The following is a 20,667-nucleotide window of genomic DNA, read 5'->3' as shown; positions in this document are numbered from 1 at the left end:
CCGTTCGATCGGAGTGCCCGCCGGTGAAATCGTCCTTTGCCGGACGGAAGAAGAGGCGGCGGCGGCCTGGGCCGAACACCGGTATGTCGCAACGGACAACCTCGAGATTGTGCTCGCTCTTCCGTTCACCGTGGTCGTCGAGGCGACCGGCCATCCCGAAGCCGGCGCGCGGCATGCGCGCCTCGCCATCGATGCCGGAAAGCATGTGGCGCTCGTGTCAAAGGAGGTCGACAGCGTGGTAGGCCCTGGTCTTGCTGCGCGGGCTCGCCGCAACAATGTGCTGGTAACCCCGGTCGATGGCGATCAGCCAAGCCTTCTCATGGGGCTGATCAGCTGGGCCCAGGTTCTCGGTCTGGATATCATCGCTGCTGGCAAATCCAGCGAATACGACTTCGTCTTTGATCCGGCGAAAAACATACTGACCTCCAACGGCACGTCGATCTACGCTCCGGAGTTTGCCGCTTGGCTCGAGCTGGGTGCCCTGGCTGCCCCCGATGTCGCAGCAGGCAGGGCGCAGGCAGCAGCAGCGCTGCCCCAGAGGACGGTGCCTGATCTTTGCGAACTGACCCTTGTTGCCAATGCGACCGGCTTCACTGTGGATCGGCTGGATCTGCACGCCCCCATAGCGCGGATCGGCGAAGTGCCAGACTTTTTCGCTCCGGTGGAGGAGGGTGGCCTGCTTGCTCACAAAGCAATTCTTGACGTATTTCATTGCCTCCGGCTCCCTAGCGAAGTCAGCTTCGCTGGTGGCGTCTTCGTCACAGTCGAATGCAACGATGCGGCGACATGGGCCATGCTTGCCGAAAAGGGCCACGTGGTCAGCCGGTCGGGCCGGACTGCAATGCTTTATCTGCCGCGCCACCTTCTGGGTGTCGAGGCGGCGAGCAGCGTCCTGGAAGTCGGGCTCAAAGGTGTGTCAAGCGGTGCCGAGGAGCCAAAGCCGCTCATCGACCTCATCGCCCATGCGGATGCCGACCTGCCGGCGGGAACGCTGCTTGCGGCAAGCGGCCACCATCATTCGATCACCAACGTTTCCGGTAGGATGGTGCCGGCGCAGGCGATATCGGGCGAAAGTCCGGTGCCTTTTTATCTCGCTGCCAACCGCAGGCTGGTTCGCCCGGTATCGGCGGGAAGTCCAATCTTATGTGCTGACGTCGAAATCGGCGGCAGTTCCGAGCTGTTGAGTTTGCGACAGGAGCAAGACCGGATATTTTCGACGACGTCGCGGTAGGTTGATTTCGCTTGAGGCAATGTCGCGCAAGAGCGCCCGTCCACGCGCCAACTGGACCGGTTGCATTATGTCGATGTCGACGAAGCGGCGGATCGCTGGGCGTCGAACGCTGTTTGTACCGGCGCCCTTGACCACATCTACGTCGACAACGCACCCTGATTGACCTCCTTCACGAAGTTGGCGAAGTATGCGTCTGCTGGTCTAAGGACGATGTCCTGGCTGGCGCCTTGTCGAATGACCTCGCCGTCTCGGACGATATGGTCACGTACGCGGAGGGCTTCATCCAGATCGTGAGTGAGCGCAGCCGGATGTGGCAAGCCGCCGGAGGGACATTGCGTCCGCCCGTTGATCTCTCCGCCTGCCAAGGCGGAATCCTACCGCCGCTATGGAGGCGACTAGCAAGCCAGCACCTGATGTCTGACCGGGCCTGTTTTCGGGTAAGGCGGCTTGCGGCCATGCGCACGACGGCACGGCCATCGACCTTCGGCTCCGATCACCCCCGATGCATCTTTTTGGGGTCTGAAGCGTTTCCAAGGCACAGCATGGAGACGCACTATGGCCAGGCGGGCATCCACCGACACCGGCATGAACGGGCGGTATGTCCCAAGCGACGAAGGACGGCCGCTCCAAGGACGGCGTCGACCGCTGCTTGTACGCCGACGGCCGCCGCAAGGCCAAGCGCGGCGCCAGGCCGAGGAGGGTGATAAGTGCGAAAAAGCACCGAGGTAAGTCGATGACGAATATCCGTTTCAAGGGTTTTGATAGTCCCTCCCAGCTTCGAGAACATCTTGCGGACGTGGAGGAAGACGCTTCCGTCGCCGATCTGGCCGAAGACATACCCGTCGACGACGATCTGCAATCGGCCCAACGCGAGGTCGCCTGGCTTCGAAAGGACGTTGCCGACCTGCGTGAGCAGCTGGCCCTGTTCCGCCGTCGGCCCAAAATCGTGGCGGTGAGCCGGATCGGCGCCTATTCGTGGCTGCGCATGGCAGCAGCGGTTCTTGCTGTGGTCGCGCTCGCAACATGGGTGCGTCATCTCCGCCATGGTAGGCTAGGCATCCGCGCGGCTCAGATGATCCCGGCTCGCGCCGATCGCAATCATTGGTAGGTCCGCTGCCGTGGATTTCATCCGACCACGCCTCAGCACGATATTTTATCGGCAAGCACTATTTGGCGACCTGGCAAAGCTATTGGTTCCCCGCAATCGACATTGAGGAGGCCGCCGATATCTCGAACGCGGGCGACGCGACCGTTGTGTTGGCAACTTTCACCGCCGTCGACGGTAACGGTGCCACAGGTTCGGTCTCGTGTCAGATCCACCAGATGCCTTAGTGGGTTATCTCGGTGAGGCGGCGGGCGCGGCCAGTAGCCGAGCGAGTTCTATTGGCCGGCCGCGATGTCGCAAGGACTGCGTTCGACGACCGGTACCTTGCCTGCGCCAGCCTGTCGTTCCGACCGCCTTGGCTCTGCCCCACGGTTGTGTGGCGCTGAAGCTTGAGCGGATGGGCCGTCCGGGCAATCGGTGACGCCCGAGGGTGACCGTCAAGGCATAATTGGAGGAACGCCTTGTCGAACCGTGAGGCGCAAAGCAGTCTACCCGTTCACAAGGGCAAGTTCCTGCTCGCGGTAGCGGCTGCCGGTGACCTTTGCCGGAGCGAGCGCCTCGCCGATCTGTTTAAGCTCGTCGTCTAACAAGGTGATACCTGCTGCCGCAGCATTCTCTTCCAAATGCTTAAGCTTGCGCGCGCCGGGTATCGGTACGATGAAGTCCCCCTGATGCAGCACCCAGGCCAGTGCAAGTTGCGCCGCCGTCACGCCTTTTGCCTGCGCCAAGGCCTTCAATGTTGCGATAAGGGCGGCGTTCGCAGCCATGGCGTCAGCTTGAAAGCGTGGCAGGTTCTTGCGCCAATCATCGGAAGCAAGCTCATCGGGCTTATTGATTGCGCCGGTCAAGAGACCGCGACCGAGAGGACTGTAGGGGACGAAGCCGATGCCAAGTTCGCGGCAGACAGCCAAGACCTCCTCCTCCGGATCGCGGCTCCACAGCGAGTATTCGCTCTGCACCGCCGAAATCGGGTGCACATTATGCGCCCGCCTTATAGTGGCAGCGCTTGCTTCCGAAAGGCCGAGCGCTTTCACCTTGCCTTGCCTGACGAGGTCCGCCATGGCTCCAACAGTTTCCTCAATCGGCACGTTGGGATCGACGCGGTGCTGGTAGAAAAGGTCGATCTGCTCGATTCCGAGCCGCCGGAGAGAGCCTTCGGCTACAGCCTTCACGTGTTCCGGACGACTGTCGACCCCGACCATCCGCGACATGCCTTCGCCCTTATCGGCGATCTTGAAGCCGAACTTGGTTGCGATCACGACGCGATGCCGGTGCGCCTTCAAGGCCTTTCCGACCAGAACCTCATTATCGAAAGGACCGTAAACCTCTGCGGTATCGAAGAAAGTTATGCCGATCTCGACCGCGCGGTGCAGCGTGCGAATAGCGTCTGCCTCATCCTGACCGCCGTAGGCGAAAGTCATGCCCATACATCCAAGGCCTACCGCCGAGACGTCCAGTTCGCTTCCGAGCTTCCGTTTTTTCATCACCTGAACTCCTTTTGTGATGAAGGGAGGATAGGACATGGGAGGTCGTTCGTTAATTCGCCTGGAAATTCACACGCTGTTCTATAGAATAGAACAATGGACAGAAGTCGCCTACCTCAACTTGCAATCTTCGCGACCGTGGCTGGCTGCGGCGGATTCCGCGGCGCGGCCAAGGAGTTGGAGATAGCGCCTTCTGCTGTAAGCCACGCCATATCGAGCCTGGAGACTACTTTGGGAGTAAGGCTCTTTTCTCGAACGACCCGTAGCATCGCGCTAACGGAAGAGGGCGCACTGCTTCTCAAGCGGCTAAAGCCGGCCCTGGGCGAGATTGACCTGGCGCTCGATGCGGTAAAGGAAATGAGTAATCGTGTAGCCGGCAATCTTCGCCTCAGCGTGCCGCCTTTTGCGGCGCATTGGCTTCTGGCGCCACGTCTTGCGGATTTCATCAGGGCTTACCCGGGCGTCGTACTGGAAGTCCGGGTCGAGGAGCCATTTAACGACATTGTCGCTGCAGGCCTCGATGGCGGCATGCGGCTCGGCGAGAGCCTGGAGCCGGACATGATCGCCGTGAGAATGAGCGCGCCCATACGGGCAAGCATCGTTGCTTCACCCTCCTATTTTGCGCAAAGGACCGTGCCGGTCCATCCGCGTCAGCTAGTGGATCACGCGTGCATCCGACGGCGATTTGCCAGCGGACAGGTTTATAGATGGGAATTTGAAAAGGATGGCGAAGAGCTCGTCCTTGATGTCGACGGCCCGCTTATTCTAGGCGACGATCGGCTGGTGCTAGAGGCCGCGCTCGACGGCGCTGGTGTCGCGTTCCTGTTAGAGAACATGGCGAGGGCCGCCATTGAAGAAGGGCGGCTGTACCAGATCCTTGCCGATTGGTGCGCGCCGTTTCCCGGTGTCTACCTTTATTACCCAAGCCGGCGCCAGATGCGGCCCGCACTACGTGCCTTCATCGAGTTCTTCAAGTATTCGGGCTGACAGGTCATGCACGTTGCAATCGTGCTTCGAGGGTCGTTCTGACTGCAAAAATGGAAGAGCCTTCAGCCCGGCGGGATATTATCAATTCTCGACAAGGACTGCTCCTGTCGATTGCAACTGAGACAACGGCATGAGTGAGTTTGCTTCGCGTTTGAACTCAGCATATCCCCGACGATCCAGAAGCAAACCATGGGTAAGGGCTCGCGTGACTGTCTGCCCTGACCGGGATTGGCTTGGCGTTTCCATCAACGGCGCGTGCAAACAAAAAAAGGCCCTGCGGGGCGGGGGGTGCGGACGGTTGCAGGGCCAGGTTGCCAGAATATATACTGGCGGAACGCGCCTCTTTGACCGATATGTTTTTTGAGACAGTATGCGCGAGCCAGAAGAGTAGCATATTTGCCGCGAAAAGAAGCTTGTCCCAAAGGCTTAAGTGGACTGGGTAAGCGCTGATGGAAGCGACCGTCCGCTAGGAAACCTGATTGACGCGCCAAACGGTCATTTGGGTGCATGATGTCTGAACGGGATTGTCGTTCGGTAGCGGCGGGATGCGGCGCGGAGCCATTCCGGCTACACAGCACCGCATCACGTCGCGGATTGATGGTTCGAGCGAATTCGGCGGGTGTCATCCCGCCGTGCCCATTTGGCCTAATGGTGCCGGACGGGCGTTCTGATTAACGGGTCGCAAGCAACTCCCGAAGCTGGTGGGGTTTATCGACGCCGAACTCGAACCACATCACCAATTCCCGCGCGGCCTCTTGGGCCTCTAAGTTTAAAATGTCGTAGTGGCGGCTTTCGCACCATTCCTTGAGCAAACCATCTAGCATACTCAGGTCATTTGAAGACAAAGCGCGTTTCTTCAAGGCCACTTTGTGTGACATTCTATTTCCTCCCAAAAATAGTACTTTTTCTAGCTGCTGACCCCAGCGAGTATGACTTTAGTCGAATGTTTCTTTCTCGAAAATACTCTTGCGCAAACTTTAACGCATTGAGGGTGTAACTGCCTGTTTGGGCGCAGGAATTTTTATCGAGTCGGCACGACGGCTCGAGGGAACTGATGCCGCCAAGCCCGTCCTCGAAGGCGCCGCTCCGGCTTTACATTCCTTTACATTTACCCGGAACGCGCGACACGTTGCTCTGTTAGCTTTCCTCCATTGCAGCAGGCGCTGCGGAGTGAAAGGAGATTAACTATGGAAAACGAGGACAAGAACTTGGCAAGCCCGACGTCCGGCGAACCAGCCTCGAAAGGATGGGGGCGCCGCACCGCGATCGGCAGCCTAGCAGCCGTCGCTATTGTCGGCGCGGCCGGGTTTGCGGCCGCGCGAAGCGACGGTTTCGGTTTCGGCATGGGCGGCCACATGATGCACGCACATATGGGAGGTAGCGGCTTTATGGAACACCGGATCGGCTCCGTGCTTGACGAAATCGATGCGACGTCCGAGCAGGAAGACAAGCTTTGGGAGATCATCGACAAGGCGCGCGATGAGATCGGGCCGACTTTCCGGGACGTCCGCGAGACGCGTGAGCAGGTTATTGAGCTCCTCGGCGCCCCGACCGTCGACCGTGCCGCTGCCGAAAAGCTCCGCAGTGAGCGCATCGCGGCCATCGACGAGGCCTCGCGCAAGATGACCACTGCGCTCCTCGATGCCGCCGCAGTTTTGACGCCGGAGCAGCGGGCCAAGCTCGTTGAGCATTTGAAGGAGCGCAGGGGCCACGGCCGATGGTAGGGCGAGGCGGCTCCTGCAATGTACATGCAGCGTTCCAAAGTGCTACAGCGACCTCTGCGCGTCTGACGCGCGGCGCTGTAGGCGACTGAACGGAGCGCAGGAGATGGCGGAACGGGTCTTGATTGTTGACGACGATATGCGCCTGTCCGCCATGCTCGCCGACTATCTCTCCGGAAACGGCTACACCGTCTACACCGCGGCGACGGCCACCGCAGCCCTCACCGACCTTGGCCGCCGCGCCCCGGACGCCGTGATCCTCGACGTGATGCTGCCGGACCTCGACGGCTTCGAGACCTGCCGGCGCATGCGCGCGGTATCGGACGTGCCGATCCTCATGCTTACGGCCAAAGGCGAAGAGACAGATCGCATCGTCGGGCTGGAACTCGGAGCCGACGACTATCTGCCCAAGCCTTTCAATCCGCGCGAATTGCTGGCGCGGCTGAAGGCGGTCCTGCGCCGCCGCAACGGTAGCGCAGCAGTTTCGCGCGTCCTGCGCTTCGGGCGGCTGGAGATCGATCCGGGATCCCGCTTGGTCAGGATCGACGGCCGTGAATGTGCCCTGACCAGCTACCAGTTCGACCTGCTTGTGGCGCTTGCCGAAAATGCCGGGCGCACGCTGTCGCGCGAACGGTTGATGGACACCGTCAAGGGCGAGGAGTTGGATGCGTTCGACCGCTCCATCGACGTCCATATCTCGCGCATCAGGGCGGCCATCGAAGACGATCCCAAGCATCCGAGGCGCATCATCACCGTGCGCGGCGCCGGCTATGTCTTCGCCCGGTTCCAGGACGATGAGAGATAGAGCGATGCGCAGCCGGCTGTTCCTGAAAATCTACCTGACGCTGCTCGCGAGCCTTGCAGCAGTCGCCGTCGCCAGTGCGGCCTTCGTGTGGCTGGGACAGGGAGAGGAGGAGTCCGGTTGGCAGAGCCAACGTGCTCGGTTCGTCGCCGCGCTGATTCCGCCCGACATGGACAGGCGGTCGGTGGAGGCGGCGCTGGAGCGGTTTTCACGGGCCTTGGACGCCGACATAGCCGTCTACGATCCGCACGGCAGCCTGATCGCGAGCGCCGGTCGGCCGCTCCCGCGCGACATTCTCGAAAGGCCCTGGCGCCACGGCGGAGGCAACTTTCACACCATGGTGACGAAGTTGCCCGACGGGCGCGCCGTGGCAGCTCGCATGGGGCGGTCTATCGGTCCGTCCGGCCGCAATCCGCTCGCCTATCTGGCGTTGATTGCCGGCGTCATCGGGCTCGCCGCCTATCCGGTGGTGCGCCATCTGACCCGCCGGCTGGAGCGGTTACGCAGGGGCGTGGATGCGTGGGGAAGGGGTGATTTCGTGGCGCGTGTACCGGCCGACGGCAGCGATGAGGTCGCGGCGGTAGCGAAGAGCTTCAACAAGGCTGCCGATCACGTTGAGCGATTGATCAAGTCACACCGCGCTCTGCTCGCCAATGCCAGCCACGAATTGCGCTCGCCGCTTGCGCGCCTGCGCATGGCGATCGATCTCTATGAGCAGGCGCCGGACGAGAACCGCAAGGAGGAGATCGTACGCAACCTTGCCGAACTGGATATGCTCGTCGAGGAGATCCTGCTGGCGAGCAGGCTCGACCATATCGAGAAGCTCGATGCGCTCGAGTCCGTCGACCTCCTGGCCCTGGTCTCGGAAGAAGGCGCGCGCACGGGCGTCGAGGTCACCGGCACGCCTGTGACTGTCATGGGCGATGCGCGCCTGATCGGCAGGCTGGTTCGCAATCTCATGCAAAACGCGCTGCGCCACGGCGGCCCGCCTGTCGCCGCTACTCTTGCGCAGGCAGGCAATACAGCAGAACTGAGGGTCCGCGACCACGGCCCGGGCATACCGGACAGCGAGAAGGTCCGCGTATTTGAGCCGTTCTACCGGCCCTCGGGACGAAGCGAGGCCACCGGCGGCTGGGGCTTGGGGCTGGCGCTCGTGCGCCAGATCGCCGAGCGTCACGGCGGCTCGGTCCGTTACGAATCCCCACCGGGCGGCGGCGCCTGCTTCATCGTAGCGCTTCCTGTCCACCGGGTCGCTGGAAAGATCAACTGAAGTCTCAATGCCGCCCTTCTTGGGACTGACGGTTTCGGATGCCGTCGGCATCACGTTGACCCGAACTGCAAATGAAGGCGTCCTGCCATTGGAGCTCGTCCGCAACAGCGACGTCTACACGCCTAACAAACCCGCGGTCAGCCGAATTCTGCGCTCATGCGAGCGAGATCGTCCCACAGGCTCTCGGCAAATCCTCGCAGCACGATGATCTCGAATGTCTCGGCATCGATACAGGTGATGTGGGCCACGATATGGCCGATCAGCGTCGTTGCAGATTGTCCGACGGGGAAGGAGCCCGAAGCAAGATCGACCGCCGTGCCCTTGGAAAGGACCCGCGCCGCCATCTTGCCGCTGATCCGGATGCGGACGCGTCCGTGACTCTGGTCGACGCCGCTCGCGCGCGGTTCGAGCGCGTCGAACAGGGCCTTCATGTCCTGAAATGTCATCGGCTCTTCACCGATGATGAACCACTGACCGGGCGAAACAGGGCGTACGGTGAGGCCGGCCCCCTTGGCGAGGCCGGCGAGGACGGATGCTACATCCTGTTCGCTGGGCCGGGCGAGCACATGGATGACAGCGCCTTCGGGAAGCGATGAGAGCCTGACGGCAGCAGAAGAGATTGCCAGCTTGGCGCCAAGCACAGGGCGAAGGGTCGGGCGGAAATCAGACATGGAGCCTCTCGTTCTGCGGATCGAAGAACACCGGATTGCACAGGCGCGCCGCAGTAAATTCATTGCGCAGGCCGTTCCAAATCATCACCTCTTCACCGTGCCGCTCGGATCCGTGCTTGACAAGGGCAAGGCCGATGGTCGAGCCGACATGGGGCGAAAACGCACTTGAGGTGACATAGCCTTGGTCGTTTTCGAGCGTTGCGGCCGCATCCTTGGAGAGGATGTAGGAACCCGTGCGGAAGGACTGCTTCGAATCGAGCGGCACGACGCCGACTAAGCGCGGTCGGTCTTCCGCCACAAGCCCCTCGCGCCCCACCATTGCCTTGCCGATGAAGTCGGCCTTCACCGCCGAGACCATTTTCGCAAAACCGAGATCGGCCGGAACGACGGTGCCGTTGATCTCGTTGTGGGTGACATGTCCCTTTTCGATGCGCATGACGCCGAGCGCCTCGACGCCATAGGGCATGATGCCATCGTCTTTTCCGGCGTCCATCAGGGCATCGGCGACGCTTTCGCCAAAGCCGGCCGGCACGGCAAGCTCGTAGGCGAGTTCGCCGGAGAAGGAAATCCGGAAGAGGCGGCCGTGAAGCTTGCCGTTGAAAAGCGAGACCTCTTTTGCGGCAAGGAAGGGGAAGGCAACGTTGGAGATGTCGTCGTCTACGGTCTTCTGGAGGATGGAGCGGGCTTTCGGCCCGGCGATCGCAATTTGTGCCCACTGGTCGGTGACCGATGCGAGGCGCACGTCCAGATCCGGCCACAGCGCCTGCGCGCAGAACTCCAGATGGTTCATGACGCCTGCGGCATAGGCCGTCGTCGTCGTCATGAAGAAGCGATTTTCCTCAAGCCGGCTCGTCGTGCCGTCATCGTAGATCGTGCCGTCCTCGCGCAGCATCAGGCCGTAGCGGGCCTTGCCGACGGGCAGTTTCAGGAAGGCATTGGAATAGACCCGGTTCAGGAATTCCGCCGCATCCTTGCCACAGATCTCGATCTTGCCGAGCATTGAGACGTCGCACAGCCCGGCATTCTCCCGCACGTTCAGCACTTCCCGGTCGACGCTTTCGCGCCATGTCTGTTCGCCCTTTCGCGGGAACCAGGAGGAGCGATACCAAAGGCCTGTCTCGACGAAGACGGCGCCGTTCTTTTCCGCCCAGCCGTGCAGCGGCGATTTGCGCACCGGCTGGAAATGATGTCCGTGATAGGCGCCTGCCAGCGCGCCGAAGGAGACCGACGTATAAAAGGGCCGGAACGTCGTCGTGCCGACGTCTGCCGGCGAGACGCCGCGTGCTTCGGCCAGAAGACCGATGGCATTGACGTTGGAAAGCTTGCCCTGGTCCGTCGCCATGCCATTGGTGGTGTAGCGCTTGGCAAGCTCCACATGGCCATAGCCTTCGCGGACGGCAAGGCCGAGGTCCTTGCGATGCACGTCGTTCTGGTAATCGACGAAGGCCTTGCCCTTGACGCCGGCTATGGACCACACAGCCTTTTCAGGCGGGGCGACGATATCGTTCTCTACCGCGCCGAATGCGGTGGGTGCTGCCTTGAAGCCGAGTGCCTCTGCCATGGCAATGCCCTGCCGCGCACCGTCCGCAAGGCAGGCCGCAAGGCCGTTGACGGCGGAAACGGAGCCGGCGAGCGCGAGCCCGTTCAGGTTGCCCGGTGCGAGGAAGGCTGCATTGTCGTCCGACCAGACCGGCTTGCCGCCGCGGTGGCAGGCGAGGTGGATGATCGGGCTGAAGCCGCCAGCCATGGCCAGGGCATCAACGTTCAGCCTTTCCGTGCGGCCATTTAAGCGGATATCGATTGCGCTGAGGGCCTTGCCGCCCTTGGCATCCGATACCACGGCATCACGGATGATGCGCGCCGGTCCAAGGTAGCCGCTGCCGCCGTTTTCGCGGCTGTCGACGATCGCGGCGAGGTGGACGCCCTGCGCCTCGAGATCGCGGGCCAGCGCGTAGCCGCTGTCATTGGTGGTAAAGATCGCCGCCGTCTTGCCGGGGGCGACAGCATAGCGGTTGAGGTAGTGGCGCATGGCGCTCGCCATCATCACGCCTGGAATGTCGTTGCCGCCGAACATCAGCGGGCGCTCCTCGGCTCCCGTCGCCAGCACGGCGCGCTTGGCGGCAATGCGCCAGAGGCGTTCTACAGGTACGTTGGATTGCGGTTCGGACACGTGCTTTTGCACCCGCTCGACGGCGCCGAAGACATTGCCGTCATACCAGCCGAACGCTGTGGTGCGGGTCAGAAGGGTCACATTCGGCAAGGCTTCGAGTTCGCAGATGCAGTCAGCCGCGAAATCGGCTGCCGCCTTGCCGCCGATCGATGCGGTCTCGCCCAGAAGCTGGCCGCCGGCAACGGAGTGTTCGTCGATGAGAATAATGCGGGCGCCGGCACGGCCAGCACTGATCGCCGCTGCCAGACCCGCCGGCCCCGCGCCGATGACGAGTAGGTCGCAATGCGCCCAGCATTTGTCATAGGCGTCTGGATCGGCCGCATATGTCGCCTTGCCCAGTCCGGCCGCCTTGCGGATGAAGGGCTCGTAGATCTTTTCCCAGAACGCGGCAGGCCACATGAAGGTCTTGTAGTAGAAACCGGCGCTGAGGAAGGGCGACAGAAGGCTGTTCAGCGCGCCGATATCAAGGTCGAGGGACGGCCAGCGGTTCTGGCTTTTCGCTTCGAGGCCGGCATAGAGTTCCTGCATGGTGGCGCGCGTGTTCGGCTCGGTGCGGCCGGCGCTGCCGATCGTCATCAGCGCGTTCGGCTCGGCGGCACCCGCCGTCAGGATGCCGCGCGGCCGATGATATTTGAAACTCCGGCCGACGAGCTGGCGGCCGTTGGCAAGCAGTGCAGAGGCGAGGCTGTCGCCCCCAAGGCCCCGCATCGCCTTGCCGTCGAAGGTGAAAGGCAGCGGCTTGGAGCGGTCGATCAGCCCGCCTTTCGGCAAACGGTAGGATGTCATGCGCGTCTGCCTTCTTTCTCACCGGACGCAGCGTCGCGGCACGCGGCGATCTCATGGGTCACGGTATCGCGGGTGACGACCAGCCATCGGCGGCAACCGGAGGTGTGGTGCCAGTATTCCTCGTAGGCGCCGCGGGGATTGTCGCGCAGATAGACGTAGTCGAACCACTCGCCGGCACCGGCATCGGCCGCCGGCCGCGCAAGGGCAGCGCCCTTGATGGTGAATTCCTCTTTGGGTCGTCGCCCGCAATGCGGGCAGGGCACGAGACTTGCCATTTCGAATGTCCTTGGTCCGCGAATCAGTGAAGGTTGGGCTGGGCGCCCTGGCCCTTTTCGTCGATGAGGTAGCCACGCTGGAAGCGGTCGAGCCGGAAGGCCGTCGCCGTTTTGTGCGGTGCGTCGCGGGCGAGAAGATGGGCAAAGCAGAATCCCGACGCCGGGGTCGCTTTGAAGCCGCCATAGCACCAGCCGGCATTGAGATAGAGATTGTCGATGTGGGTACGGTCGATGATCGGCGAACCGTCCATCGACATGTCCATGATGCCGCCCCAGGAGCGCAGCACCCGAACGCGCGACAGCGCCGGGATCATCGCCTTTCCGGCTTCCGCGACATGTTCGACCGTCGCCAGGTTTCCGCGCTGGGCATAGGAATTATAGCCATCTATGTCGCCGCCGAAGACAAGGCCGCCTTTGTCGGATTGCGAGACGTAGAAGTGTCCGGCACCGAAGGTGACCACTCCGTCGATAAAGGGCTTCAGGCCCTCCGAGACGAAGGCCTGAAGCACATGGCTTTCGAGCGGAAGCTTCAGGCCGGCCATCTGGGCGACCTGTGAAGAATTGCCTGCGGCTGCGAGCGCCAGCTTGCCGCAACCGATGAAGCCGCGGCTGGTTTCAACGCCGGTTACCTGTCCATTGTCGCGGCGGATGCCCGTCACCTCGCAGCCTTGGATGATATCGACGCCGCGCTGATCGGCGCCGCGCGCATAGCCCCAGGCGACCGCGTCATGGCGAACGGTGCCGCCGCGTTTCTGCAGCAGGCCGCCCTGGACCGGGAAGCGGGCATTGTCGTAGTCGAGAAATGGCAGCATCTTCTGGACCGAGGCGCGGTCGAGAAGGTCGGCGTCGACGCCGTGCAGCCGCATGGCGTTGCCGCGGCGGGTATAGGAGTCGCGCTGCGCATCGGAGTGAAAGAGATTGAGCACGCCGCGCTGCGATACCATGGCGTTGAAGTTGAAATCCTGCTCGAGCCCCTCCCATAGCTTCATGGAAAGCTCGTAGAAGGGATTGTTACCCGCCAGCAGGTAGTTGGAGCGGATGATCGTCGTGTTGCGGCCAACATTACCGGAACCGACATAATTCTTCTCCAGTACCGCGACATTGGTGATGCCGAATTCCTTGGCGAGATAGTAGGCCGTAGCGAGGCCGTGTCCGCCACCGCCGACGATGATCACGTCATAATGGGGCTTGGGCTCGGGCTGCCGCCAGGCGGGCGTCCAGTTCCTGTTTCCGAAAAGCCCGTTTAAGACGATGGACAGTGCCGAATAGCGCATCGATGCTTCTTTCCAAGAAGGACCAGTTGCCCGTGTAATAGCATGGGGAACTGCTCAAGCATTGCATCTATGGGACCATATGCTGTAATTTCGGGACATGAGTGCTGGCGACCAGAAGAACCTGCAGCGGATCGGCTTCCTCCTCGTGCCGAATTTTGCGCTGATGTCCTATGCTTCCGCGACCGAGCCGTTGCGGGCGGCGAACCTGATTGCCGGAAACGCTCTTTACGAAGCGATCCCTTTGTCGGCAGATGGTCTTCCGGTTCGCAGTTCGTCCGGCCTGACGATCGGTTGCAACAGCCTTTCCGAGGCCGGGGGCACCTGCCATACGATCTATGTCTGTGCCGGCGGCGACCCGCAAGACTGGCGCGCAAGCGCCTCGCTCCATGCGCAGCTGAGGAAGTTCGCGCGCAACGGTGTGCGGATCGGCGGCATATCGAGCGGCTCTTACGTGCTGGCATCGGCCGGCCTGCTCGACAACAGCGACTTCACGATCCATTGGGAACATGCGTCTCTCCTGAAAGAGGCATTTCCGCATCTGGCCCCGCGCCAGGCCCGGTTCGTCATCGACGGTGCACGCGTGACCTGTGGCGGAGGGGTGGCGCCGCTGGACATGATGCACGCCGTCATTTCCGAGCGGATGGGCGCCGATTTTGCCCGCAGGGTGAGCGACTGGTACCTTCATACCGCCGTCGCCGAGCCGACCGATCCCCAGCGGGCATCGGCCGCCAAGCGCTTCGGGACAAATCACCCGGCGCTTCTCACCGTGCTGGAGAAGATGGAGACTGCGATCGAAAATCCGCTCAGCCGTGCGGAGATGGCGAGGCTCGCCGGCATCAGCGCGCGCCATCTCGACCGGCTCTTTCTCAAGCACCGCGGCATGACCTTCCTCGACACCTACCGACAGATCCGCCTGCAGCACAGCCTCCGGCTGCTGGAGCAAAGCCCCCTGTCGATTTCGGAGATCGCCTTTGCCACCGGCTTTTCGAGCCCTGGCCATTTCTCCAGATCGTTTAAGGCCATGTTCGACAAAAACCCGAGAAATGCGCGGCGGTAAGACAGCCGGGACTGATTCGTCGCTGACAGATGACGGTGAGCCCGGTGCTGCCGGCTCCGAAACCGGCACGCGGTCGACCGCGTTTCCATCTGAATGCACTTAGACGTACGCTTCTGCACGCGTATTCAGGACGGGGTGTGGCTTTTCCTTTGAATCTTGAAATATTTCCTGAGAAGATAACCTTTGCTTTCTGCCGGAGACATCATGACGTCCAAGACACAGATCGAAAATGCCGTGGCGCTGGATCAGAATCCGCACGCGGTTCGCGAACCACGCGTCAACAATCTCGAATTGGCGATTGGACACGAGGTCCGTAATTTTCGCAAAAAGCTCGGCATCACCGTCACGGATCTGTCTGCGGCGACGGGCATTTCGCTTGGTATGCTGTCGAAGATCGAGAACGGTAATATTTCGCCGTCGCTGACGACACTGCAAACGCTCTCCAAGGCGCTCGGCGTTCCGATTACCGCCTTCTTTCGCCGCTTCGAGGAGCCACGGAACGCAACCTTCGTCAAGGCAGGTGAGGGGGTGAATATTGAGCGTCGCGGCACGCGCGCCGGGCATCAATACAGCCTGCTTGGCCATATCGACAACAATACCAGCGGTGTCACGGTCGAGCCCTATCTGATCACCTTGACTGCCGAATCCGACGTCTTTCCCACCTTCCAGCACGACGGAATGGAGTTTCTCTACCTTTTGGAGGGGGAGGTGGTCTACCGCCATTCCGACTCCCTTTACAGGATGCAACCGGGCGACAGCCTGTTCTTCGATGCGGATGCGCCACATGGGCCTGAGGAGCTCGTGAAGCTTCCCTGCCGCTATCTCTCGATCATTTCCTATCCGCAGCAGAAGACGGTGAGTGATTAGATTATTGCCTAAAAAGAAAAATTTATTCCTCATAGTTGATTGTTGCCGTACGGTCTGATAGCTCTCGTTGAGAGACGAACTGAGGATGCTGGGCCATGTGCGGAATTGTTGGACTATTTCTCAAAGACCGGAGGCTTGAGCCTGAGCTCGGTCGGCTCCTGTCGGAAATGCTGATCACCATGACGGACCGCGGTCCGGACTCGGCCGGCATTGCAATCTACGGCTCGATTGCCGAGGCAAAAGCGAAGGTGACGATCCAGTCGGCCAAGCCGCAGGCGGATTTCGCCGGTCTCGAAAGAGATTTGGCGGAAGCCGGCGTCCCGGCCAGCGTCAGCGTCAAGAGCACACATGCCGTCATCGAGATCGCTGCGGACATGCTTGCGGCGATCCGGCCGGTTCTGGCCGCGCTTCGCCCCGACGTGCGCGTCATGGGCTCTGGCGAGAGCGTCGAGATTTATAAGGAAACCGGGCTGCCGAAGGATGTCGTCGCCCGTTTCGGCGTCCGCTCCATGAGCGGCTCGCACGGCATCGGCCATACCCGCATGGCAACGGAATCGGCTGTCACGACGCTCGGTGCGCATCCCTTCTCGACCGGCTCCGATCAATGCCTGGTGCACAACGGTTCGCTGTCGAACCACAACAATTTGCGCCGCGAGCTGGTGCGGGAGGGCATGACCTTCGAAACCCAGAACGACTCGGAAGTCGCAGCCGCCTACCTCACCTCTGAAATGGCCAAGGGCAAGGACCTCGGGCAGGCCCTGACCGGCGCGCTCGACGACCTCGACGGCTTCTTCACCTTTGTCGTCGGCACCAGGTCCGGCTTCGGCGTTGTGCGCGATCCGATTGCCTGCAAGCCCGCTGTCATGGCCGAAACGGACCGATACGTCGCCTTCGGTTCCGAATACCGGGCGCTCGTCAACCTGCCTGGCATAGAAACCGCGCGCGTCTGGGAGCCGGAGCCTGCAACCGTCTATTTCTGGGATCACCAGAAAGCCGCCTGACCAGGGCGCCTGCCGCGCATTCTCCAAGGGTTATTGAAACATGCCTGTCATTGATCTTGCCAACACTCCCCTGCGTGAACTGAACAGCGCTCTGCACCGCATCCAGCAGGGTTCGAACGACCTTTCCTTCGAGGTTGTCAATCCGCGCGGCAGCCATTCCGTTGCCGTCGGCATCGACACGCCCGTCGCGGTCGATGTGAAGGGGTCTGTCGGCTATTACTGCGCCGGGATGAACGACGGCGGCACCGTCACCGTTTATGGCTCGGCAGGTCCGGGCGTCGCGGAAAACATGATGTCAGGCACCGTCGTCGTCGAAGGTGACGCCTCCCAATATGCGGGCGCCACTGGCCGCGGCGGGCTGCTGGTCATCAAGGGCAATGCGGCCTCGCGCTGCGGCATCTCGATGAAGGGCATCGACATTGTCGTTCACGGCAACATCGGCCACATGTCCGCCTTCATGGGCCAATCCGGCCACCTGGTCGTGCTCGGCGATGCCGGCGATGCGTTGGGAGATTCGCTCTATGAGGCGAAGCTTTTCGTGCGCGGCTCGGTCAAGAGCCTGGGTGCCGACTGCATCGAAAAGGAGCTGCGCCCGGAGCATCTGACGAAACTGGCCGAACTCCTCGAAAAGGCGGGCGTGACCGGCGTGCGGCCCGAGGAATTCAAGCGCTACGGCTCGGCCCGCAAGCTTTACAATTTCAATATCGACAACGCTGACGCGTATTAAGGCGAGGGACCATCATGAGCTATCACAACCCCTACACCCCGCCGCGCAAGTCCGCGACCTTCGACGATTACACGCTGGCGGAAATCCGCCGCGCTGCGGCAACCGGCATCTACGATATTCGTGGCGCAGGCACCAAACGCAAGGTTCCGCATTTCGATGACCTGTTGTTTCTCGGCGCGTCGATCTCGCGCTATCCGCTCGAAGGTTACCGCGAAAAGTGCGACACGTCGGTCGTCCTCGGCACGCGTTTCGCCAAGAAGCCCATTTTCCTGAAGACGCCGATCACCATTGCTGGCATGAGCTTCGGCGCCCTGTCCGGCAATGCCAAGGAAGCGCTCGGACGCGGCGCGACGATTGCCGGAACCTCCACCACCACCGGCGATGGCGGGATGACCGATGAAGAGCGCGGCCATTCGCAGACGTTGGTCTACCAGTATCTGCCGTCGCGGTACGGCATGAATCCGAAGGACCTGCGTCGCGCCGATGCCATCGAAGTGGTTGTCGGCCAAGGCGCAAAGCCGGGCGGCGGCGGCATGCTGCTCGGTCAGAAGATTTCCGATCGCGTGGCCGAGATGCGCAACCTGCCCCAGGGCATCGACCAGCGCTCGGCCTGCCGCCATCCTGACTGGACCGGCCCGGACGATCTCGAGATCAAGATCATGGAACTGCGCGAGATCACCGACTGGGAAAAGCCGATCTATGTGAAGGTCGGCGGCGCGCGTCCGTACTACGATACGGCTTTAGCGGTGAAGGCTGGCGCGGATGTCGTCGTTCTCGACGGCATGCAGGGTGGCACCGCGGCCACGCAAGACGTTTTCATCGAGCATGTCGGCATGCCGATCCTCGCCTGTATCCGCCCGGCGGTTCAGGCGCTGCAGGATCTCGGAATGCATCGCAAGGTGCAACTGATCGTATCGGGCGGTATCCGCTCGGGTGCGGACGTCGCGAAGGCTCTGGCGCTGGGTGCCGATGCCGTTGCTATTGGAACGGCGGCGCTGGTTGCACTGGGCGACAACGACCCGAGGTGGGAAGACGAGTACCAGAAGCTCGGTACCACGGCTGGCGCGTACGACGACTGGCACGAAGGCAAGGACCCGGCCGGGATCACGACGCAGGATCCGGAACTGGCGGCTCGCCTGGATCCGATCGCCGCTGGCCGCCGCCTTGCCAACTATCTGAAGGTCATGACGCTCGAAGCCCAAACCATCGCTCGTGCCTGCGGCAAAAACCACCTGCACAATCTGGAGCCGGAAGATCTTTGTGCGCTGACCATGGAAGCGGCTGCCATGGCGCAGATCCCGCTCGCCGGGACCAGCTGGTACCCAGGTAAGGGCGGTTTCTGAAGCCGCATCGAAAATAGCGAGCCGCATTTGGGAGGATGCGGCTCGTTTCCGTTAAGTGTCTGAATACAAAAAGGGGAACGATGTGACACTGGATCTCTCGACATATGCTGCGGACAACGGCATCAAATATTTCATGATTAGCTTTACCGACCTGTTCGGTGGCCAGCGCGCCAAGCTGGTGCCGGCCGAAGCGATTGCTGACATGCAGAAAGACGGCGCGGGCTTTGCAGGCTTTGCCACCTGGCTCGATCTGACGCCTGCCCATCCCGACCTTTTCGCCATTCCGGATGCATCCTCGATCATCCAGCTTCCGTGGAAAAAGGATGTGGCCTGGGTCGCGGCCGACTGTGTCATGGACGATCAACCGGTCGAGCAGGCCCCCCGGGTCCTCCTCAAGAAGTTGATTGCCGAGGCTGCGAATTTGGGCCTGCGCGTCAAGACCGGTGTCGAGCCGGAATTTTTCCTGATCTCGCCGGATGGTTCGAAGATTTCCGACGCGTTCGATAATGCCGAAAAGCCCTGCTATGATCAGCAGGCTGTCATGCGCCGCTACGACGTCATCACCGAGATCTGCGACTGCATGCTGAAACTCGGCTGGAAGCCCTATCAGAACGATCATGAGGATGCCAACGGCCAGTTCGAGATGAATTGGGAATATGACGATGCGCTGCAGACCGCGGACAAGCATTCCTTCTTCAAATTCATGGTGAAGTCGATCGCCGAGAAACACGGTCTTCGCGCCACCTTCATGCCGAAGCCCTTCAAGGGACTGACCGGCAACGGATGCCACGCTCATATCTCCGTCTGGGACCTTGAGGGTAGGAATAATGCGTTTGCCGACAGGACGATGCCGTTTGGTCTTTCCGCCAAAGGCAAGACCTTCCTCGGCGGCATCATGAAACATGCCCCGGCGCTGGCTGCGGTGACCAATCCGACCGTTAACTCCTACAAGCGTATCAATGCGCCGCGGACGATCTCCGGTGCGACCTGGGCGCCGAATACGGTGACCTGGACCGGCAACAACCGCACCCATATGGTGCGCGTGCCAAGCCCCGGCCGCTTCGAGTTGCGGCTGCCCGACGGTGCGGTCAATCCCTATCTGCTGCAGGCGATCATCATCGCGGCGGGGCTTTCTGGCCTTCGCAGCAACGCCGATCCGGGGCCGCATCACGATATCGACATGTACCGCGACGGACATACCGTAACGGATGCGCCCAAACTACCGCTCAACCTGTTGGATGCGCTTCGCGAGTATGAGAAAGACATCGAACTGCAGGCCGCGCTCGGCACCGAGTTTTCCGCCGCCTATCTGAAGTTAAAGCACGGCGAGTGGAATACCTATTGCTCGCAGTTTACTGCCTGGGAACATGATACGACCCTCGACGTCTGATATCTCTCTGCCGCCCATCGCGGCCTTTCCCCGTACTGTGCACGGGGTCTTTTTTGACATCGCTGAAAAGAGCCGCAATGACGCAATTCATCCTGACGGTCACCTGCAAGTCAACGCGCGGCATCGTGGCCGCCTTGTCCGGTTATCTCGCGGACGCCCGTTGCAACATCATCGACTCCTCGCAGTTTGACGATCTCGATACCGGCCTTTTTTTCATGCGTGTCAGCTTCCGGTCGGAAGAGGGCATTGGTCTTGCGGAGCTTACCGAAGGTCTAAAGCCGGTCGCCGGAAAGTTCGGGATGGAAGCCGAGATCCACGATGGCTCGCGCCGCATGAAGGTCATGCTGATGGTCTCGCGCTTCGGCCATTGTCTCAACGATCTTCTCTACCGCTGGAAGATTGGCGCGCTGCCGATCGATGTTGTCGGCGTCGTCTCCAACCATTTCGACTACCAGAAAGTGGTGGTCAATCATGATATTCCCTTCCACCACATTCCCGTGACCAAG

General features: G+C 61.4%; 19 protein-coding genes and 1 pseudogene. 13 read left to right on the top strand and 7 right to left on the bottom strand.

All coding sequences use genetic code 11. The features are described from left to right. Nucleotides 1–1,231 (top strand): flagellar biosynthesis protein FlgA (locus BN1800_RS35595; protein ID WP_244564778.1); only part of this gene is annotated, 1,231 nt, incomplete at its 5' end. Between the two features lie 152 nt (nt 1,232–1,383). Here the strand turns inward: BN1800_RS35595 and BN1800_RS35590 are convergent. Then, nucleotides 1,384–1,530 (bottom strand): annotated as a pseudogene (locus tag BN1800_RS35590) (proline/glycine betaine ABC transporter ATP-binding protein); the annotation flags it as partial. A gap of 434 nt (nt 1,531–1,964) precedes the next feature. Here BN1800_RS35590 and BN1800_RS35585 point away from each other — a divergent pair. Further along, nucleotides 1,965–2,339, top strand: coding sequence for a hypothetical protein (locus tag BN1800_RS35585; protein ID WP_143534218.1), 375 nt, complete (start codon nt 1,965–1,967; stop codon nt 2,337–2,339). A 485-nt stretch (nt 2,340–2,824) separates the two neighbouring features. Here the strand turns inward: BN1800_RS35585 and BN1800_RS35580 are convergent, their stop codons facing one another. Further along, entirely contained in the window at nt 2,825–3,820 is a 996-nt protein-coding gene (locus tag BN1800_RS35580) for an aldo/keto reductase (RefSeq protein WP_087005042.1), read from the bottom strand. A 96-nt stretch (nt 3,821–3,916) separates the two neighbouring features. On the opposite strand from BN1800_RS35580, the gene BN1800_RS35575 reads away from it, so the two are divergent. Continuing rightward, nucleotides 3,917–4,807: a LysR family transcriptional regulator gene (locus BN1800_RS35575; RefSeq protein WP_087005031.1), complete on the top strand. Its 891-nt coding sequence runs from the start codon at nt 3,917–3,919 to the stop codon at nt 4,805–4,807. Nucleotides 4,808–5,478: 671 nt separating this feature from the next. Here BN1800_RS35575 and BN1800_RS35565 read toward each other — a convergent pair. Further along, nucleotides 5,479–5,685 (bottom strand): hypothetical protein, encoded by a 207-nt coding sequence (locus BN1800_RS35565; protein WP_087005025.1) that lies wholly within the window; start codon nt 5,683–5,685, stop codon nt 5,479–5,481. A 309-nt stretch (nt 5,686–5,994) separates the two neighbouring features. On the opposite strand from BN1800_RS35565, the gene BN1800_RS35560 reads away from it, so the two are divergent. From BN1800_RS35560 to BN1800_RS35550, 3 genes are all read left to right on the top strand, one after another. Then, a complete protein-coding gene (locus BN1800_RS35560) occupies nt 5,995–6,531 on the top strand; it encodes a Spy/CpxP family protein refolding chaperone (RefSeq protein WP_027512896.1) in 537 nt (178 codons plus the stop codon). 103 nt (nt 6,532–6,634) lie between these two features. Next, complete coding sequence (locus BN1800_RS35555) at nt 6,635–7,333, top strand: response regulator (RefSeq protein ID WP_087005022.1); 699 nt, start codon at nt 6,635–6,637, stop codon at nt 7,331–7,333. Between the two features lie 4 nt (nt 7,334–7,337). After that, nucleotides 7,338–8,600: a sensor histidine kinase gene (locus BN1800_RS35550; RefSeq protein WP_087005020.1), complete on the top strand. Its 1,263-nt coding sequence runs from the start codon at nt 7,338–7,340 to the stop codon at nt 8,598–8,600. Nucleotides 8,601–8,737: 137 nt separating this feature from the next. Here BN1800_RS35550 and soxG read toward each other — a convergent pair whose 3' ends face one another. From soxG to BN1800_RS35525, 4 genes are read right to left on the bottom strand one after another with little or no spacing between them, the layout of a single operon-like run. Continuing rightward, nucleotides 8,738–9,271, bottom strand: a complete 534-nt coding sequence (soxG, locus tag BN1800_RS35540; protein WP_087005014.1) for a sarcosine oxidase subunit gamma family protein — start codon at nt 9,269–9,271, stop codon at nt 8,738–8,740. Next, nucleotides 9,264–12,227: a sarcosine oxidase subunit alpha gene (locus tag BN1800_RS35535; protein ID WP_087005011.1), complete on the bottom strand. Its 2,964-nt coding sequence runs from the start codon at nt 12,225–12,227 to the stop codon at nt 9,264–9,266. Before BN1800_RS35535 ends, soxG begins: the two co-directional genes overlap by 8 nt. Continuing rightward, complete coding sequence (locus BN1800_RS35530; protein ID WP_027512891.1) at nt 12,224–12,502, bottom strand: sarcosine oxidase subunit delta family protein; 279 nt, start codon at nt 12,500–12,502, stop codon at nt 12,224–12,226. Before BN1800_RS35530 ends, BN1800_RS35535 begins: the two co-directional genes overlap by 4 nt. Nucleotides 12,503–12,525: 23 nt before the next feature. Then, nucleotides 12,526–13,776 carry a sarcosine oxidase subunit beta family protein gene (locus tag BN1800_RS35525; RefSeq protein ID WP_087005008.1) on the bottom strand — a complete coding sequence of 417 codons (1,251 nt, stop codon included), beginning with the start codon at nt 13,774–13,776 and terminating at the stop codon, nt 12,526–12,528. Nucleotides 13,777–13,873: 97 nt separating this feature from the next. On the opposite strand from BN1800_RS35525, the gene BN1800_RS35520 reads away from it, so the two are divergent. From BN1800_RS35520 to BN1800_RS35490, 7 genes are all read left to right on the top strand, one after another. Then, entirely contained in the window at nt 13,874–14,833 is a 960-nt protein-coding gene (locus BN1800_RS35520; protein ID WP_027512889.1) for a GlxA family transcriptional regulator, read from the top strand. 204 nt (nt 14,834–15,037) lie between these two features. Next, nucleotides 15,038–15,700 carry a helix-turn-helix domain-containing protein gene (locus tag BN1800_RS35515; protein WP_165928067.1) on the top strand — a complete coding sequence of 221 codons (663 nt, stop codon included), beginning with the start codon at nt 15,038–15,040 and terminating at the stop codon, nt 15,698–15,700. 95 nt (nt 15,701–15,795) lie between these two features. Further along, nucleotides 15,796–16,701 carry a class II glutamine amidotransferase gene (locus BN1800_RS35510; protein ID WP_087005005.1) on the top strand — a complete coding sequence of 302 codons (906 nt, stop codon included), beginning with the start codon at nt 15,796–15,798 and terminating at the stop codon, nt 16,699–16,701. A gap of 40 nt (nt 16,702–16,741) precedes the next feature. Then, the gene (locus BN1800_RS35505; protein WP_087005002.1) at nt 16,742–17,428 is read left to right on the top strand and encodes a GltB/FmdC/FwdC-like GXGXG domain-containing protein; all 687 of its coding nucleotides are present in this window, start codon (nt 16,742–16,744) and stop codon (nt 17,426–17,428) included. A gap of 14 nt (nt 17,429–17,442) precedes the next feature. Then, nucleotides 17,443–18,771, top strand: coding sequence for an FMN-binding glutamate synthase family protein (locus BN1800_RS35500; RefSeq protein WP_087004999.1), 1,329 nt, complete (start codon nt 17,443–17,445; stop codon nt 18,769–18,771). Between the two features lie 82 nt (nt 18,772–18,853). Further along, nucleotides 18,854–20,161 (top strand): type III glutamate--ammonia ligase, encoded by a 1,308-nt coding sequence (gene glnT, locus BN1800_RS35495; protein WP_087005036.1) that lies wholly within the window; start codon nt 18,854–18,856, stop codon nt 20,159–20,161. Between the two features lie 77 nt (nt 20,162–20,238). After that, nucleotides 20,239–20,667: ACT domain-containing protein (locus tag BN1800_RS35490; RefSeq protein ID WP_280173991.1), on the top strand; the 429-nt coding region annotated here is incomplete at its 3' end.

This window comes from Rhizobium sullae (assembly GCF_900169785.1).
GTDB classification, from domain to species: domain Bacteria; phylum Pseudomonadota; class Alphaproteobacteria; order Rhizobiales; family Rhizobiaceae; genus Rhizobium; species Rhizobium sullae.
Note: the sequence above shows the minus strand (reverse complement) of the source record. Positions and strands in the feature narration are given on the sequence as shown.